The following is a 15,720-nucleotide window of genomic DNA, read 5'->3' on the forward strand; positions in this document are numbered from 1 at the left end:
CAAATCAATGAAAGTGTAGCTCAAATAGACCAAACCACTAAGGATAATGTTGAAATTGCTAATGAGAGTGCTGTTATTTCTAATACAGTTAGTGATATAGCAAGTAATATATTGGAAGACATTAAAAAGAAAAGATTTTAACTGCTTTATATCTAGCTAAGGCTAGATATAAATTTTCTTACTATTTTCAAATTGCCATTTTAACTTCCGTTTTAAATTCCTCTTTTAAATTTTTTGCAAAGTTTCTAAAAAGTTTCCAAATATTTTTATACTTCTATTAAATTTTAATAGGGAGTAAAACAAATGGAAAGAAGATTGTTTTTAAAGGGTTCAGCTCTTGGTTCTATGGTAGCCTTTTTTGGGGGTTTAAATTTAAGTGCTGCCGTGCTTGAAAACAAAAATTTACTCGGCTTTAAGGCTGTAAGTGCTAGCACTGAAGATAAGGTTATAGTGCCTGAGGGTTATGAGGCTAAGGTATTAATCTCTTGGGGCGATCCCCTTTTTAGTCAAGCAAGGGCTTATGATGAAAATAAAATTATCGATGCAAATGCAGTGAAAAACGCACATTTGGTTTTTGGGGATAATGATGATGGTATGAGTTTTTTCCCACTTTCAAAGGATAGGGGAATTTTAGCTGTGAATAATGAGTATGTTAATCCTGAAATTATGTTTAATCATCAGGGTAAAAATTTAAGCAAAGAAGACATTTTATACGAGCAAGCTAGCGTGGGTGTGAGTGTGTTTGAAATCGAAAAAAAGGGCAATGATTGGGCTGTGGTTTTGGATTCTAAATACAACCGCAGAATCGATGCCAATACCAAAATGGAAGTAAGCGGGGCAGCTAAAAAAGAAGTTTTGAAAAATGGAAAATTCGTCTATGGGACCTTTGCAAATTGCGCTAATGGACAAACGCCTTGGGGGACTTATATTACCTGTGAAGAAAATTTTGATGATTTTTTTGGAAGTTCGGATGCGAATTTAGAATTTAACGACAAGCTTAAACGCTATGGTTTTAGTAAAAGCAGTGCTTATGGTTGGGAAAAATTTGATGAAAGATTTGATTTGGCTAAAAATATTGACGAGGCAAATCGTTTTGGCTGGATAGTGGAGATTAATCCTTTTGATGCTAAAAGCACCCCTATTAAAAGAACGGCTTTGGGGCGTTTTAAGCACGAAAATGCGGAGATTATCGTTGAGAATGATGGTTCTGTGATTGTTTATATGGGCGATGATGAGATAGATGAATTTATCTATAAATTTGTCAGCAAACACAAGTATAAAAAAGGCTCGGACACAAGTAAAATTTTAGATGAAGGCACTTTATATGTGGGGCAGTTTAATGGCAAAGTCGGGGATTTTAAGGGTCAGGGTAAGTGGCTAGCCTTAGAATATGGCAAAAACGGCTTAAATGAAAAAAATGGTTTTAACTCTCAAGCCGATGTTTTAATCAATGTCCGCCTTGCTGCAAGTATAGTGGGCGCAACCCCTATGGATAGATGTGAGTGGATAGCAAGCCATAAACAAAGTGGTTCTAGGGAAATTTTTGCTACGCTAACAAACAATAAAAACCGCAAAGAAGCCAATGCCGCAAATCCAAGAACTAAGAATGTCTATGGACAAATTCTAAAATGGATGCCAAAAAATTCCCATAAAGAAGATGATTTTACTTGGGAAATTTTTCTTCTTGCAGGAAATCCCGATAATCAGCAAGGCTTGAATAAAGGCTCAAACAATATCACTAGTGAAAATAAATTTAATTCCCCTGATGGCTTGGCTTTTGATAAAGATGGAAGGCTTTGGATACAAACGGATGGCTCTTATTCTAATAAAGACGAATACGAAGGTATGGGAAATAATTGTATGCTAGCAGCTAATCCGAAAACAGGCGAGATTAAACGCTTTTTAACAGGACCTATTGCTTGTGAATTAACAGGCATTGCCTTTAACGAAGACTACACTGCTATGTTTGTAGGCATACAACATCCCGGAGAAGGACTAAAAGGCAGCACTTTCCCAAACGGAAAAACGCCTAGGTCAAGCGTGATGATGATAAGAAAGCTTGATGGTGGCGTGATAGGAAGCTAAAATGCTCTTTGATTTTTTTAAGATAAGCAAATTGGCTTATCTTAAATCTTTATCAAAAATAGTTTTTAGGGAATGCCCTTTAAAAGCCCTTTGACAAATTTGGGCTTTTAACAAAAAAGCCTAATGCAAACTTTCTATATAAGCCATAGCACTCAGTGCAGCCACAGCTCCATCTCCTGCAGCACAAATGACTTGTTTTGGAGCGTCTTTTCTAAGGTCTCCTGCGGCAAAAAGCCCTGCAAGGCTTGTTTGCATTTTGAGATTAACGCTGACTTGTCCCCCTTCTTCCATATCGCACAAAAACTTGCCATCGTCTTGTTTTAGAATTTCATTTCTTACATTCAATCCAACGAAGGTAAAAATTGCTGGCACAGCCAAATCCCTAATGCTTCCATCTTTTAGTTTAACCTTTACCCCTGTAACACCCATATTATCGCCATATACTTCATCAACACTAGCACTTGTGATAAGTTCTATTTTTTCATTTTTCTTTACTTTTTCTGTTGTCGATGGAGCCGCTCTAAATTCATCTCTGCGGTGGATAAGATAAACCTTAGAACAAATATTAGCTAGGTATAAGGCTTCTTCTAGGGCTGTATCGCCCCCGCCTAAAACAGCTACTTCTTTATTTTTGTAAAAAAATCCATCGCAAGTTGCACAAGTGCTAACCCCTTTGCCAAAAAATTCATTCTCGCCCTTAAAACCTGCTCTTTTTGGAGCTGAACCCGTGCAAACTATCACGGCTTTAGCTGATTCTGTCTTGCCACCTTCTAATTTAATGCTAAAACTTCCATCGTTGTTTTTTGAAATTTGCTCCACTCCTACCATTTCGTGTTTTAAACCAAAACGCATACATTGCTCAGACCAAGGTTCCATAAAAGAAATTCCATCCATAACCTGTGCCACGCCCGGATAATTTTCTATTTCAGAACTTGAAGTGATTTGACCACCGGGCATTCCCTTTTCAAACATTACCACATTCTTAAGGCCACCTCTAGTTGCGTAAAGTCCAGCACTAAGCCCTGCAGGACCTCCACCTATGATTGCTACATCTAACATTGTTTTCCTTTATTTTGAATTTTATTATTAATAATATAAAAAATATTCTTAATAGTAGTTAATAAAAATTATTATTTAGTATAAATTTGAAATTTTTAAGGAGAAGGCTAGATAACTCTAGCCTTAAAATTTAAAGCAAAGAGTTTAGCTTATCACTAATTGCTTGTTTAGATTGAGCACCAACGAGTTGATCCACCACTTGACCATTTTTGAAAAAAACAATTGTAGGAATGGAGCGAACGCCAAACTGAGCTGCTAAATCGCCTTGCTCATCTGTATTGACCTTACAAATTTTTGCTTTGCCATCAAAATCATTAGCCAACTCATCAATCACTGGAGCAAGCATTCTACAAGGTCCGCACCACGGAGCCCAAAAATCAACCAAAGCAACACCTTCTTTTGCTTGTGCAAAATTATCGCTTGTTAAATCGATATATTTTCCCATATTTTTCCTTATTTTTTAGTGTGTCTGTAATTGTATTTTATTTTTTTAAATATCAGCTTAAAAACTGATATTTTCGAAAAATTGTATCATATCATTTTGAATACAAATCACATCGATTTGAAAATCACAAGACATTCCATTTTTAAGATGATAAAATTCTATGGTTTTTAAAATTTTTTCAAGTTTTTTTCTATCTAGACGCTCGGAAACTTCGTAATCATTTTGAGTAAATTTCACTTCTATAAAATGTAAAATTCCATCTTTTTTAGCTATTATATCAAGCTCTCCAAATTTAGAATGGAAATTTCTTTTTACAATTTCAAAACCCTGCTTTTTTAAAAAAACACAAGCCTTATTTTCGCCTAAAATTCCATCAAGATAAGATTTTAAACCCATTATTCTATACGCATCATAAAGGGTTTGGTTTTTATAAAATCTTGCTTATTTAGAATTTCAAGCAAAGTTTGTATGCTCTTTTCATAAGTTAAATGCGTGGTAAAAAATAAGGTGCTGTAATTTTCATCTTGCCTTTTAGGTTTTTGTAAAAAACTATCGATGGAAATATTATTTTCACTCATCAATTGTGTGATTTTAGATAAAACCCCTATCTTATCTTCAACCTTCATTCTTAAATAATATTTTGTATAAATTTCTTCCCTAGCTAAAAGTTTATATTCTAAAGTATCGACAAAGCCTAGCATAGGCGAATGGGATTGATTTTTAGCTATATCCATGAGATTTGAAATCACAGCACTCGCTGTCGCCTCGCCCCCTGCTCCAGCACCATAATACAAACTTTCTCCTAATAAATCCCCTTTAATACTGATAGCATTCATCACCCCGCTTACTTTTGCAAGCATTTGTTCTTTATCTATCATAGTAGGATGCACTCTTAACTCCACCTTATTTTCACGCACCTTAGCGATACCCAAAAGCTTGATAGTAAGCTCAAATTCATCGGCAAAATACATATCTTCAGGCTCAAGGTTACTAATGCCTTCTATTAAAATATCCTCAGGCTTTGCTTTGAGATTATAAGCTAGGCTTGATAAAATAAGAAGCTTATGCGCCGCATCTTGTCCCCCAATATCAAAGCTAGGGTCAGCTTCGGCATAACCTAAATTTTGAGCTCTTTGTAAAGCCTGTTTAAAACTCATATTTTTTTCACTCATAGAGCTTAAAATATAATTGCTCGTGCCGTTTAAAATGCCCTTTATAGCTAAAATATTATTAGCACTCAAACCTTCTTTCAAAACCTTGATAATAGGAATGCCTCCACCCACGCTTGCTTCATAACCAAAGGCTAAATTTTTGGCTAAATTTTCAAGCTCATAGCGATGATAAGCAAGCATAGCTTTATTTGCAGTAACGACAGCCTTTTTCTTTTTTAAAATTTCACTCACTATTTTAAAAGCTTCATCTACTCCACCCATTAATTCTACAAAAACATCCACATCAGCGTTTAAAATTTCATCCACACTATGAGTAATAGGAATTAAAGCATTTTTTTTAGGACTTCTAGCAAGAGCTATTATAGGTGTGATACTTTGACCACACCTTGCACGAATAAGCTTATCATTTTCTAAAAGAAATTTAGCAACCGCACTTCCAACCACACCATAACCAAGAATTGCTATTTTCATCATTTATTCTTTTAAATATTTTTTGATATTGCGCGCGGCTTGGCGTATGCGGTTTTCATTTTCAATCAAAGCAATCCTTACATATTCATCACCCGCTTCGCCAAATCCCACTCCCGGACTTACCGCAACCCCGGCACGCTGTAAAAGCTGCTTTGAAAATTCTAAACTTTTAAGCTGTCTTTTGCTCTGGGGAAGCTTTGCCCAAACAAACATACTCGCTCTAGGTTTTGCCAATACCCAGCCTGCGTTTTCAAAAGCTTCGCATAAAATATCTCTTCTTTTTTCATAAGTGGCACGAATTTCATCCACACAGCTTTGTTCTGCATCTAAGGCTATGGTAGCGGCTACTTGTATGGGCGTATACATACCATAATCAAACCAAGATTTTATTTTTTTAAGCGCACTCACTAAGCGTTTATTGCCAACGACAAAACCCACACGCCAACCTGCCATATTGTAGGATTTTGAAAGGGTGTAAGTCTCCACTGCTACATCTTTTGCACCTTCAAGCTCCAAAATAGAAGGGGTTTTGTAAGCATCATAAGTCAAATCTGCATAAGCAATATCTGAAATAATATAAAATCTTTCTTTTTTCGCTACACTAATCAATCTTTCATAAAAACTTTTCTCGCAAGTTACCGTTGTGGGATTATGCGGAAAATTCACTACAACATATTTTGGGCGTGGAATGCTTTCGTTTAAAGTTTTATGCAAATCTTCGAAAAATTGATTCTCATCAAGTTCGAATTTTTCATTATAAACCAAAGGCATTTTTGCTACATTACCCCCTGCTATAATAAAAGCTTGAGTATGGATAGGATAAGCTGGGGTTGGCACTATGGCAACATCTGCTGGATTGATAATCGCTCTTGCAAGATTGACAAAACCTTCTTTTGAACCCATAGTAGCTACAACTTCACTTTCAGGGTCTAAATTGACATTGTATTTTCTTTTATACCAATTACAAATCGCTAAACGAAGCTTATAAATTCCCATAGAAGTAGAATATCCTGAAGTTTTATCTTTATTAGCACTTTCACAAAGCTTATCGATGATATGCTGCGGGGTTTTACCATCAGGATTTCCCATTGAAAAATCGATGATATCCTCTCCAGCACGCCTTGCTGCCATTTTAATCGCATTTACTTCTGCGAAAACATAGTTTGGAAGTCTTTCTATGGTATTAAAGCGGATTTCATCAAACATTTTTATCCTTTTTATTTTTTTAGAGTGATTTTTAAACCCCTGCGTATATTATCTAAACTATACATATCACTTATAATAGCGTATATAGCACCATTTGGAATAAGTTCTGAAAAATGATTATTTTTATTTTCACTTTTTACAGCCTTAATGAGATTAAGGTTTTTATCTAAAAAAAAGATTTTAGGAAACCAATTGTCTAAATCATTCGCATCAATGATTAAATGGGTAGCATTTTTTAAATTAAGCACATAGTCTTTAAGAGGCTTTTCTAAGGATTTAGTCGTATTTAAACTTAAATTTATATTAGTTTTTAATACAGCATTAGCAAAATTTAAATCGTATTCATAATCATAAGCTCCGATGCGTTTAATATTAGTTATATAAACAGAATTTTCTTTTAAAAGCCTATAAAGAGTTCCGGGGTCTAAGATATATTGAGACTCCACCTGTATAGTATAATCAATATTTCCCTCTCTTAAAATCAAATCCGTAGGGATAAAATATATATAACCCGCATCCGTTAAAACATCAGATAAAATTTTAAAGAACATCACTTCATCGGCTTTAGCTTTAAAATTTAATCTTAGACTTTGAGGATTAGGCAAGGTTAGGGAAATTAAAGAATTGGTTTTTAATACTTGAGATATTTTTGCAATATCACAATTTCCATTGCTGTCCGTGTAAGAATTATTTGAAAACAATAACTCAAGTTGAGAATTTTTACTAGGATTATTGACTAAATTTTTAGCTAATTCAAGACTTGAGCTTGCAAAAGATAGCTTAGCCCAAAGAGTAAGAAGAATAATTTTTTTTACCATTCTTTACCTTTGTTGAGCTTGATAAATTCAGCCGCTGAAATACTTGTGATTTTTCCGTCTTTAATCAAAAAGCGTTTTGAATTTCCTGCTGGAAAATTTTGCTCTTTATTTTCTTGGTCAAAAAGCGTTAAAGCTGCCGCTCCTGTTAAAATTAACTGGTCTTTTTCCAAGGAAATATTGAAATCTTTTTCTTTAACAAGCCCTGTTTTTTTAAAATTTTTTAAATCTATTAAACCTATCCAAATTTTAGTAGAAGTTTTAAAATGTGCTTCTTTCAAAGAGTCAGTTTTTGGTGTATTTATATCTTCTTGAGCTTGGATACTTTTTTCTTCATTGAGTAGAGTTGTGTTATTTTCACTTGTATCATTTTCTATACTTATATTTTGATCATTTTCTTGTGATGAGATATTTTGATTTGGTAAAACACTATCTGTTTGATTTGTTTCTTGTGCTTTGTTATTGTCTATAACAACAACATTATTTCCATCTAAAGATTTTAAATTTTCTTGTGCTTGTCCTATTATATCTATAACCGTTACGCTAGTAGCATTTTGCTCATCTTTGAAAAAAGTTTTAAGCGTATCAAAGTAATAAATTCCACTTCCTATAATCACTAAAACAATAAGAACAATCAAAAAAAGCCAAGCATTAGATGATTTTTGAGTATAGGCATCTAGTTTTGGGGTTATCATTTTTGATTTGGCTTGTGGAGTGGGATTATTTTCATTAAGATAAGCTTCATATTCTTCATTAAAATCGCTAAAATCAAGCTCATATTCTCTGCTTAAAATTTTAACAAAACCTTTAACATTAAAGCGGCTCAAAACAGCAAAATTTTTTTCTACTAAAGCTTCAAGAAAACTAAGTTCAATTTGCGTTTTTGCCGCAACTTCTTTTAAATTTAATTCTTCTATTTTTTTCCAATTAAGCATTTATCATCCTATCACAAAGTATTGCAAAAGCGGCACTGACATTAAGACTATCAAAATTATTTTTCATCGCAATGCCAACGCACTCATCGCATTTTTTAATGAGTTTGGGTGTCAAACCAAAACCCTCACTACCCAAAACCAAAGCCTTCTTGCCCTGCTGTATTTTAAGTTTATGAATTTCCTTACCCTCGCTTGCACTCGCAAAAAGCCTAAAACCCACCTGCCTTAGTTCGTTTAAAACACTAAAGGCATCAGAACAAAGAGCTAAGTCTAAATCAAGCACAGCCCCGCTGCTACTGCGTATAATGCCTTGCATGGCAAGTTTTTCTCCTATAAAAATAAGCCCACTCACGCCTAAGGCATAAGCTGTCCTTGCAATAGCACCTATATTTCCCACATCACTTAGCCCACAAAGCACAACGACAAAATTGCCTTCCTTAAGAGTATGTAAGGGCTTAAATTCATATTCTTTAATATCCAGTAAAAAACCCTGATGATTTCCACCTTTTGCATAAGCTTGGGCGGTTTTAAAATCAAGCTTTTTAATCTTAAAACCCGATTTTGCAATCCTTGAAAAAGTAGCCTTATCGCATTCTTTAGCTAAATAAAGTTCATTAATACAAGCTTTATGATGTTCTAAAATGTAAAAAAATATTTGCTTTCCATAAACTATCATCTTAAAATTTTACCTAATTTTGACTTAAAAGCAGTTTTTGATAAAGTTCTTTTGGATTTTTTCCACTCATTTTAGCTAATAATTTTGCCTTGCTTTTCAAGGCTAAATCAAGCTCTAAAATATCTTGCTCACAAAGTGTGTTGTGGCTAAAATCTTTTTCTTTAGCCTCGATAATTACAACCCATTCTCCATTTAAATTACTTGTTTTTAGAATTTGTAAAAGCTCTTGTGCTTTGGCTTTAAATTTATTTTCAAATTTTTTACTGATTTCTTTCATAGCAAAAATTTGACGCTCTGGCTCATATATAGCGATTTGTTCTATCAAAGACAAAATACGCTTTGGGGATTCATAAACTATACTGGGGTAAGGATGATTAAGAAGTTTTTCTAGGTCTTTTTGCCTATCCTTGCCTTTATTGGCTAAAAAACCCATAAAAATAAATTCCTTTTTGCAAAAAGCAGAGCTTACAAGAGCAACTAAGGCTGCGTTGGCTCCGGGCAGAATTTCATAAGCGAGCTTATGCTTTTGGGCAAATTCTACTAAAGCCCTTCCGGGGTCGCTAATACCGGGCATTCCCGCATCGCTTAAATAAGCCACATTTTTTTCGAATATAGCTAAATCAATGCTTGCTAAAACTTCTTTTTCATTACGAGAATGTAAGGCTATGAATTTAACAATGTGTATATCAGCGTGAAATTTTGCATTCAATAAGGAGATTAAAGACTTGCTTACCCTTGTATCTTCGCAAAATACAAGCTCACAAGTCTTTAAAAGTTCTAAGGCTCTAAAAGAAATATCGCTTAAATTTCCTATGGGAGTAGGAATAAAATAAAGCATAATTATTGCATTGCGTATTTTTTCTTAAATTTCTCTACACGACCTGCGGCATCTACGATTTTTTCACTACCTGTAAAAAAAGGATGGCAATTTGAGCAAATATCAACTCTTAATTCTGCTTTGTTTGACTTTGTTGTAAAAGTATTTCCACAAGCACAGCTTACTTTGCATTCTACATATTCTGGATGAATTTCTTTTTTCATTAGTTTTCCTTAAAAATTTAAAACAATAAGCCGTGATTATAAATTATTTAACATAAAAAAGAGATTAATTTAAGAAAAATTAAAGCAAAATTTTTGACGCTATGGCTATGATAGCTGTTTGACTTTTTAGAATGTTAGAATTTTTTAAAGAGATTTTTTGCTTAAATAATAATCTTTCATTTTCACTAAATCCCCCTTCAGCACCTATAAAATACAAATTTTCTTCACTAAAATCATCTTTTTGCTCCCCTTGAAAATCAACCAAAATTGCATTGGGAAATTTTTGATGAAATTCCTTAGTGCTTTGATGAAGGATTAATTCCATTTTGGTATTTCTGCCACATTGCTCACAGGAAGAAATAAGGATTTTTTCCAATCTTTGAACATCGATTTTTAAATTTCCTTGCGAAAAATCCGCAAAAACCAAGTGCAGTTTTTTGACCCCAAGCTCGTTTAAGAAAGGCAGGGTTTTTTCTAGGATTTTAATATCTATGATAGCTAAGGCTAGATTGAGTTCGCTTTGCCTTAGTTTGTGTGGTTTTTTATCTTGTAATTTTAAAACACAAGATTTTCTTTCTAATTTTGTAATGAGATAACTATAAAGAAAATCATCTTTTAAATTTCTAAGATTGATTTTTGTATTTTCTTTCACCCTTCTGGCTTTTAGGTGATTAAAACTCTCGCCATCAAGCTCTATAAGCTCATCTGCGGCTTGTTGATGGTATAAAAATTGCATTTTATAAAAATTTTTCCATTAAAAAAGGTAAAAATAATAAAAAAATTTCAAAAGGCAAAATCACAAAACTAAGCCACCTAAAAGTTGCATATCTTCTAAATCTTCTTGCTTTTTTAAAACAAATAAAATGAAAAATAGCTAAAGCAAAAATTAAAATCCAAGAAAAAATCATTATCCAAATGCTTAAATTCATTTGAAATTGTTTTAGGGCTAATAATAAACTACCCGTGAAGATAATCAAAGTTAAAAATAAATAATAAATAGGCAAAAAAAGCCGAATTCTACGGATAAAAATAAATTCAGTTTTAAAATTTCCTTGCGTAAGTATAAGATAAAAAAGCATTAAAAAACCGCTCGCATAAAGGCTATAAAGATGTAAGGCTAAAAAGAATTCAAAACTTTGCTCCATTATTTTCCTTTATTGATAAAATCAGCTAAATTTTGAATTTGCTCTTCGCTTAAAAAGCTATGATTTTTATCTTTTAGTGCTTTGATTTTTTGGATAAAAATTGGTTTATCAAGGCTTTTTATGGCTAGGGTGTTTTTAGGTTTTAATTCCCCTTTTTCTCCGTGGCAAGTGGCGCATTTTTGTTTATATAAAGAGCTAATAACACTGGGGTTGGTATCGTGTTCCTCGTTTAAATTTTGTGCTTCATCATCAACGGGCAAGGGTAAATTAGAATCGCTCAATTCTGTTTTTTCATCATTTTGTTCTATTTGAACCATTTCTTGTTCTGTATTTTGAGCTTTAGAAACATTTTTTTCATCATTAGAACAAGCTACAAAAACAGATAAAAAAACACTTAAAATAAATAAAATTTTAATTTTTAGCATTAAAGCTCCTTAGGATTCATAAACATTTCTCCACATTTAAGTTTCTCATAAAAATTCACATCATTCCATTCAGCCCTAATTGCGTCTGAAAATTCTATATCTTCAAGGGCAATTTTTGGCATATTAGGACTATAAGCATCTTCTTTAAATCCTTGTGCATAACCCGTTCTTGTTTCATGAACAATAATACTTTGTAAATGAACCCCTTGTTCGCCATTTACCATTTTCGTTTGTTTTAATAAAGTATCAATAAGAACAAAAAATACACGACAAAAATTTTCCGCACTCACATTAACAGGTAGGCAAACCCAACGCTGGGAATATTGTTTCATCTGGCTTAAATAAGCCTTATCATCTTTATCAAAAAGAGTGATAGCATGGTCAAAACTATCAATGATTTGACGCACATGAGTTTTTAAAAGACCAAAATCATAAACCATACCCGCATTATCCAAATACGCACTTTCTAGCAAAACCTCAACCTTATAAGAATGCCCGTGAATACTACTTTTACAACGCTTAGACGAACAAAATCTAACAATATGTGCGTTTTCAAATTCAAATAATTTTCTTATAATCATACACCCTCTTTATCATTCCAAAGACGAATGTGAATTCTATCTGCATAATTATAACCATTCTTAATACAAAATTCAGCAATTTTTCGTGCATTTTTTTTAAGATTTTGCTCATTTTCACCCATAGGCATACAAAAAATTTCATTGGGAGCTTCTTTTAAGATTTCTTTAATCTCCAAAAATGAACTATCTAGCGTTTTAAAATCTAAAACAAATTTATAAAAACTATCTTTTGCATATTTTTTAAATGCTTTTAAAGCCTTGAAATTAAGGCGTTTTTCCCTGCTTACACCACTATTTTCAAGCTTGACACTTAAAGCAAAAATACATTCTTTGTAAAAAGGATATTTTTCAAAATCCACTTCTATACTCCCATTGCTTTCAAAATGTATTTCAAAATTATTCTTAAGCAAACTTTGAATAAAGCCTATAAATTCAGGGTTATTTTGATGGATTAAGGGTTCTCCACCTGTGATAACTACTATGGGATTAAAATTTTGTTTTAATTTTACCACTCTTTGAAAAAGACCCTCAGCGTCTAAGCTCTCATAACTTTCCTTAAAATCCTTTGTAAAAACTGCCCTTAGGGTATCGCAACCTGTAAGAATTTTATCCCCCTTTAGGCTTCGCACCCCAAAGCCCCAGCAATTAAAATTACAACCGGCAAAACGCATAAAAACGGCTAATTTTCCGCTGTATTTTCCTTCTCCTTGTAGGCTTAAAAAACTCTCAACAAGCTCCAAATTCAGCCTCCAGTTTGGTAAAAAGCACGCACTGAAGTTTCATTATCCACAACGCTCCATTTGTTTTTTTCAGGCTTATTTCTTAAAACTTCTTGTAAAATTTCCACAGCAGCTTTAATATCGCCTTTTTTCACTGCTTCTTTTATGCTTAAAGCTTCATCAAAATAAAGACAAGGTATAAGCAAACCTTCAGCACTTAATCGTATACGGTTGCAAGAATCGCAAAATTCATGGCTATGTGGGTCTATAATGCCAAATTCATAATCATCTGCCCTATAAATGCTCACAGGGGCTTTTTCATCTTTTTTAATAAGCTCAATTTTGTATTTTTGACTTAAAATCTGTATAAGCTCATCTCTTTTCAAGCCCTGCAATTTACCATAAGCGTGAGTATTTTCCATAAATTCTATAAAGCGAATTTGAGTATTTTTTGATTTTGCAAATTCTAAAAGAGTTATAAGCTCATTTTCGTTTAAATTTTTGAGTGCAACGCAATTAAGCTTAACCCTTAAACCCACTTTCAAAGCTTCATCAATTCCTGCTAAAACACTAGCTAATACATCTTTTTGTGCTAGAATTTTTGCTTTTTTACTATCTAAAGTATCCAGTGAAACATTAAGTCTTTTAAGTCCTGCGTTTTTAAGCTCCTTAGCAAAGTCCTTAAGCAAAAAGCCATTGGTAGTTATGGCAAGGTCTATATCGCTTTTATAGCTACTTATCATTTTTATAAAGACACTTAAATCTCTTCGCAATAAGGGCTCTCCGCCCGTAATGCGGATTTTTTCAATTCCTTCGTCTATGGCTGCTTTGACAAATAAAAAAAGCTCTTCAAAGCTTAATAAATTTTCCTTAGGCTGATAATCAAAAGGAATTTTTGGCATACAATAAAGGCAGCGGAAATTACACCTTTGCGTAACCGAAATTCTAAGATAATTTATCTTTCTACCAAATTGGTCTATAAGCATTTTTCGTCCTATTTGATTAGCTTTTTAAATTTCAAAACCAGCTCCACATTCCCTGTGCCTATGCGTAAATCTTTGGCTATTTGTTCTATGCTTTTGCCTTCTTTGAAAAGATTTTCTATTTTTTGCTCTTCTGTATCGTAATTTGGCATAAGCTTGGTCATACTTTGGGCTTTTTGCTCTAAATTCAAAAGACGATTTTGCTGTTCATTTTGAAAATCTTCTATGATATGCTCCATAGTTTTAAGCGTCCTTAGCACAGGAGTAATTTTTAAGCTGATTTGTTTATCAAGCTCTATTTTAAGCTCTTCTTTTAAAAGAGTGATTTTATAGTCTTCATCTTCAACATTTTCATCTTTAACGCCTAATTCTTTGCGAAAATAATGAAGCTCTTTAGTAATATCCTCTATCACTCCTTGAAGTTTTGCTAGTTTTGCGTTGTTTTCTCTTTCTTTGATATTCATATAAGCTAACATTGCAAGCAAAAGAACGATTATAAAAACCAAATAAAGCACATCATCACTCATCTTTAACCTTTCTTATTTCTTATCATAGCTCTTTGAATTTCGACAACAAAAGCATCAAAAGCCATTTTATCTTCGGGCTTAATTTTAACAATCTCAGCTAAAGTTTCACTTTTGGCTTTAATGAAAATAGCTATTTTTTGATTGTTTAAATCAAATCTCAAATAATATTCCTTATCTTTTTCTAAAATTTTATCCAAGAATTTTAAGTGTTCAAAATTTAAAGACTCTACCACTGTTTTTTGTTTAAGGGGTAAAAGTTCTTTGTTTTTATCCAAAGAATTCTCAAGTCTTAAAATATCTTCTTTCAAGCTTAAAAGCAAATCGAAAATAATCTTTTCACCTTCATCAAAGTCTATGTGTAAGGCAAGTTTTTTCCATTTTAAAATTTGAGAAATAGCTCCAAGTCTTAGATACTCCCCAAGAAAAGGATTATTTTCTATTTCACAGCACTCTAAATGTGCTTCAAATCCTGCTTTAAAAAGTGTTAATTCCATAGCAAATCAATCCAAATAAAGATAAAAAATAAAACACTTAAATAACCATTTAAAGTAAAAAATGCCCTATCAATATGAGTAAAATCTTTGCGAACGATTTTATGCTCAAAGGCTAAAATAATACCGCTTATAATGACACCTATGAGTGCTATTTTTCCCAGTGCCACGCCCCAAACTTCCCATACAAAAATGAGCCAAAATAATACCGCTAAAATATGACAAAAAGCCGAGATAAATAAAGTAGCCTTAGAGCCAAATTTAGCAGGAATGGAATGAAGCCCTACTTTTTTATCATAATCCATATCTTGTAAAGAATAAAGCAAATCAAATCCCGCTGTCCAAAAAGTTACGCCTAAGCATAAAAGCACACTATAAAGATGAATTTCACCCATAATAATAACACTCCCTGCAATAGGTGCAAGTCCTAAACAAAATCCTAAAACCAAATGCGCTAAAGAGCTAAAGCGTTTAAAAGCAGAGTAAATAGCCAAAACAAAAAGCACAGGAAAAGACAAATAAAAGGCTAAGGCATTGATAAAATAAGAACTTACTACAAAAATAAGAGCATTGATGATAATAAAAATCCAAACGCTTTTGCGTCCTATTTTCCCACTGACATTGGGGCGATTTGCACAGCGAGGATTATCCTTATCTATATCTTCATCCATCAAGCGATTTGTAGCCATAGCGAAATTTCTAGCACTCACAGCACAAATAAGTCCTAAAATTAAAGCCTTAAAACCAAACCAAGCACTATCATTAACAAGCTTTGAAGCAACTATCATAGAGGAAAATAAAAAAGGTAAAGCAAAAATAGAATGCTTAAATACTACAAGTTCTAAAAGTTCTTTAAATTTTACCCAAACTGTGTTCATTTTTCTACTTTAAAATATTTTTTGCTATGATTTTACTAAAATTTTCATAAATTTTAGGATAAATAG

Annotated in this window: 20 protein-coding genes and 1 pseudogene; 2 read left to right on the plus strand and 19 right to left on the minus strand. The window is 32.9% G+C overall.

Features of this window, described 5'->3' with window-relative positions; all coding sequences use genetic code 11:
• Positions 1-141, plus strand: a pseudogene (locus ACLL8X_RS07505) (methyl-accepting chemotaxis protein); the annotation flags it as partial.
• Positions 142-303: 162 nt separating this feature from the next.
• On the plus strand, positions 304-2,085 hold the full coding sequence (locus ACLL8X_RS07510) for a PhoX family protein (protein WP_411990308.1): 1,782 nt from the start codon (positions 304-306) through the stop codon (positions 2,083-2,085).
• A gap of 120 nt (positions 2,086-2,205) precedes the next feature.
• Here ACLL8X_RS07510 and trxB read toward each other — a convergent pair whose 3' ends face one another.
• From trxB to mqnP, 19 genes are all read right to left on the minus strand, one after another.
• Positions 2,206-3,144, minus strand: coding sequence for a thioredoxin-disulfide reductase (gene trxB / locus ACLL8X_RS07515; RefSeq protein WP_411990309.1), 939 nt, complete (start codon positions 3,142-3,144; stop codon positions 2,206-2,208).
• A gap of 130 nt (positions 3,145-3,274) precedes the next feature.
• Positions 3,275-3,589 (minus strand): thioredoxin, encoded by a 315-nt coding sequence (gene trxA / locus ACLL8X_RS07520; protein ID WP_411990310.1) that lies wholly within the window; start codon positions 3,587-3,589, stop codon positions 3,275-3,277.
• Positions 3,590-3,646: 57 nt separating this feature from the next.
• On the minus strand, positions 3,647-3,985 hold the full coding sequence (locus ACLL8X_RS07525; RefSeq protein ID WP_411990311.1) for a YraN family protein: 339 nt from the start codon (positions 3,983-3,985) through the stop codon (positions 3,647-3,649).
• Positions 3,985-5,232, minus strand: a complete 1,248-nt coding sequence (locus ACLL8X_RS07530) for a homoserine dehydrogenase (RefSeq protein ID WP_411990312.1) — start codon at positions 5,230-5,232, stop codon at positions 3,985-3,987. The genes ACLL8X_RS07525 and ACLL8X_RS07530 overlap by 1 nt, the downstream gene beginning before the upstream one ends.
• A gap of 3 nt (positions 5,233-5,235) precedes the next feature.
• A complete protein-coding gene (locus ACLL8X_RS07535) occupies positions 5,236-6,438 on the minus strand; it encodes an LL-diaminopimelate aminotransferase (RefSeq protein ID WP_411990313.1) in 1,203 nt (400 codons plus the stop codon).
• An 11-nt stretch (positions 6,439-6,449) separates the two neighbouring features.
• On the minus strand, positions 6,450-7,256 hold the full coding sequence (locus ACLL8X_RS07540) for a hypothetical protein (RefSeq protein ID WP_411990314.1): 807 nt from the start codon (positions 7,254-7,256) through the stop codon (positions 6,450-6,452).
• Positions 7,250-8,188: a helix-turn-helix domain-containing protein gene (locus tag ACLL8X_RS07545; RefSeq protein WP_411990315.1), complete on the minus strand. Its 939-nt coding sequence runs from the start codon at positions 8,186-8,188 to the stop codon at positions 7,250-7,252. Before ACLL8X_RS07545 ends, ACLL8X_RS07540 begins: the two co-directional genes overlap by 7 nt.
• Positions 8,181-8,864, minus strand: a complete 684-nt coding sequence (locus ACLL8X_RS07550) for a TrmH family RNA methyltransferase (RefSeq protein WP_411990316.1) — start codon at positions 8,862-8,864, stop codon at positions 8,181-8,183. The genes ACLL8X_RS07545 and ACLL8X_RS07550 overlap by 8 nt, the downstream gene beginning before the upstream one ends.
• 13 nt (positions 8,865-8,877) lie before the next feature.
• On the minus strand, positions 8,878-9,702 hold the full coding sequence (rsmI, locus tag ACLL8X_RS07555; protein ID WP_411990317.1) for a 16S rRNA (cytidine(1402)-2'-O)-methyltransferase: 825 nt from the start codon (positions 9,700-9,702) through the stop codon (positions 8,878-8,880).
• Between the two features lie 2 nt (positions 9,703-9,704).
• A complete protein-coding gene (gene rpmE, locus ACLL8X_RS07560) occupies positions 9,705-9,905 on the minus strand; it encodes a 50S ribosomal protein L31 (protein WP_002851603.1) in 201 nt (66 codons plus the stop codon).
• Positions 9,906-9,984: 79 nt separating this feature from the next.
• The gene (locus ACLL8X_RS07565) at positions 9,985-10,641 is read right to left on the minus strand and encodes a 16S rRNA (uracil(1498)-N(3))-methyltransferase (RefSeq protein WP_411990318.1); all 657 of its coding nucleotides are present in this window, start codon (positions 10,639-10,641) and stop codon (positions 9,985-9,987) included.
• A gap of 1 nt (position 10,642) precedes the next feature.
• Complete coding sequence (locus ACLL8X_RS07570; protein ID WP_411990319.1) at positions 10,643-11,050, minus strand: hypothetical protein; 408 nt, start codon at positions 11,048-11,050, stop codon at positions 10,643-10,645.
• The gene (locus ACLL8X_RS07575) at positions 11,050-11,475 is read right to left on the minus strand and encodes a c-type cytochrome (protein WP_411990320.1); all 426 of its coding nucleotides are present in this window, start codon (positions 11,473-11,475) and stop codon (positions 11,050-11,052) included. The genes ACLL8X_RS07570 and ACLL8X_RS07575 overlap by 1 nt, the downstream gene beginning before the upstream one ends.
• Entirely contained in the window at positions 11,475-12,056 is a 582-nt protein-coding gene (locus ACLL8X_RS07580) for a 6-pyruvoyl trahydropterin synthase family protein (protein ID WP_411990321.1), read from the minus strand. Before ACLL8X_RS07580 ends, ACLL8X_RS07575 begins: the two co-directional genes overlap by 1 nt.
• Positions 12,053-12,796, minus strand: a complete 744-nt coding sequence (locus tag ACLL8X_RS07585; RefSeq protein ID WP_411990322.1) for a 7-carboxy-7-deazaguanine synthase QueE — start codon at positions 12,794-12,796, stop codon at positions 12,053-12,055. Before ACLL8X_RS07585 ends, ACLL8X_RS07580 begins: the two co-directional genes overlap by 4 nt.
• 2 nt (positions 12,797-12,798) lie before the next feature.
• A complete protein-coding gene (gene moaA, locus ACLL8X_RS07590) occupies positions 12,799-13,761 on the minus strand; it encodes a GTP 3',8-cyclase MoaA (RefSeq protein ID WP_411990323.1) in 963 nt (320 codons plus the stop codon).
• Between the two features lie 8 nt (positions 13,762-13,769).
• Positions 13,770-14,285 carry a DUF6115 domain-containing protein gene (locus ACLL8X_RS07595; protein WP_411990324.1) on the minus strand — a complete coding sequence of 172 codons (516 nt, stop codon included), beginning with the start codon at positions 14,283-14,285 and terminating at the stop codon, positions 13,770-13,772.
• A 2-nt stretch (positions 14,286-14,287) separates the two neighbouring features.
• Positions 14,288-14,779 (minus strand): hypothetical protein, encoded by a 492-nt coding sequence (locus ACLL8X_RS07600; protein WP_411990325.1) that lies wholly within the window; start codon positions 14,777-14,779, stop codon positions 14,288-14,290.
• Positions 14,770-15,654, minus strand: coding sequence for a menaquinone biosynthesis prenyltransferase MqnP (mqnP, locus tag ACLL8X_RS07605; protein WP_411990326.1), 885 nt, complete (start codon positions 15,652-15,654; stop codon positions 14,770-14,772). The genes ACLL8X_RS07600 and mqnP overlap by 10 nt, the downstream gene beginning before the upstream one ends.
• Between the last annotated feature and the right edge of the window lie 66 nt (positions 15,655-15,720).

This window comes from Campylobacter parajejuni (assembly GCF_046764905.1).
Taxonomy (GTDB): domain Bacteria; phylum Campylobacterota; class Campylobacteria; order Campylobacterales; family Campylobacteraceae; genus Campylobacter_D.

Excerpts from the sequence above, each read along its gene's own strand:
- ACLL8X_RS07580 (WP_411990321.1), bottom strand. The coding sequence starts at position 12,056 with ATGATTATAAGAAAATTATTTGAATTTGAAAACGCACATATTGTTAGA.
- trxB (WP_411990309.1), bottom strand. The coding sequence starts at position 3,144 with ATGTTAGATGTAGCAATCATAGGTGGAGGTCCTGCAGGGCTTAGTGCT.
- ACLL8X_RS07540 (WP_411990314.1), bottom strand. The coding sequence starts at position 7,256 with ATGGTAAAAAAAATTATTCTTCTTACTCTTTGGGCTAAGCTATCTTTT.
- ACLL8X_RS07565 (WP_411990318.1), bottom strand. The coding sequence starts at position 10,641 with ATGCAATTTTTATACCATCAACAAGCCGCAGATGAGCTTATAGAGCTT.
- trxA (WP_411990310.1), bottom strand. The coding sequence starts at position 3,589 with ATGGGAAAATATATCGATTTAACAAGCGATAATTTTGCACAAGCAAAA.
- ACLL8X_RS07575 (WP_411990320.1), bottom strand. The coding sequence starts at position 11,475 with ATGCTAAAAATTAAAATTTTATTTATTTTAAGTGTTTTTTTATCTGTT.
- mqnP (WP_411990326.1), bottom strand. The coding sequence starts at position 15,654 with ATGAACACAGTTTGGGTAAAATTTAAAGAACTTTTAGAACTTGTAGTA.
- rpmE (WP_002851603.1), bottom strand. The coding sequence starts at position 9,905 with ATGAAAAAAGAAATTCATCCAGAATATGTAGAATGCAAAGTAAGCTGT.
- ACLL8X_RS07510 (WP_411990308.1), top strand. The coding sequence starts at position 304 with ATGGAAAGAAGATTGTTTTTAAAGGGTTCAGCTCTTGGTTCTATGGTA.
- ACLL8X_RS07535 (WP_411990313.1), bottom strand. The coding sequence starts at position 6,438 with ATGTTTGATGAAATCCGCTTTAATACCATAGAAAGACTTCCAAACTAT.
- moaA (WP_411990323.1), bottom strand. The coding sequence starts at position 13,761 with ATGCTTATAGACCAATTTGGTAGAAAGATAAATTATCTTAGAATTTCG.
- ACLL8X_RS07600 (WP_411990325.1), bottom strand. The coding sequence starts at position 14,779 with ATGGAATTAACACTTTTTAAAGCAGGATTTGAAGCACATTTAGAGTGC.
- ACLL8X_RS07595 (WP_411990324.1), bottom strand. The coding sequence starts at position 14,285 with ATGAGTGATGATGTGCTTTATTTGGTTTTTATAATCGTTCTTTTGCTT.
- ACLL8X_RS07530 (WP_411990312.1), bottom strand. The coding sequence starts at position 5,232 with ATGAAAATAGCAATTCTTGGTTATGGTGTGGTTGGAAGTGCGGTTGCT.
- ACLL8X_RS07545 (WP_411990315.1), bottom strand. The coding sequence starts at position 8,188 with ATGCTTAATTGGAAAAAAATAGAAGAATTAAATTTAAAAGAAGTTGCG.
- ACLL8X_RS07525 (WP_411990311.1), bottom strand. The coding sequence starts at position 3,985 with ATGGGTTTAAAATCTTATCTTGATGGAATTTTAGGCGAAAATAAGGCT.
- ACLL8X_RS07570 (WP_411990319.1), bottom strand. The coding sequence starts at position 11,050 with ATGGAGCAAAGTTTTGAATTCTTTTTAGCCTTACATCTTTATAGCCTT.
- ACLL8X_RS07550 (WP_411990316.1), bottom strand. The coding sequence starts at position 8,864 with ATGATAGTTTATGGAAAGCAAATATTTTTTTACATTTTAGAACATCAT.
- rsmI (WP_411990317.1), bottom strand. The coding sequence starts at position 9,702 with ATGCTTTATTTTATTCCTACTCCCATAGGAAATTTAAGCGATATTTCT.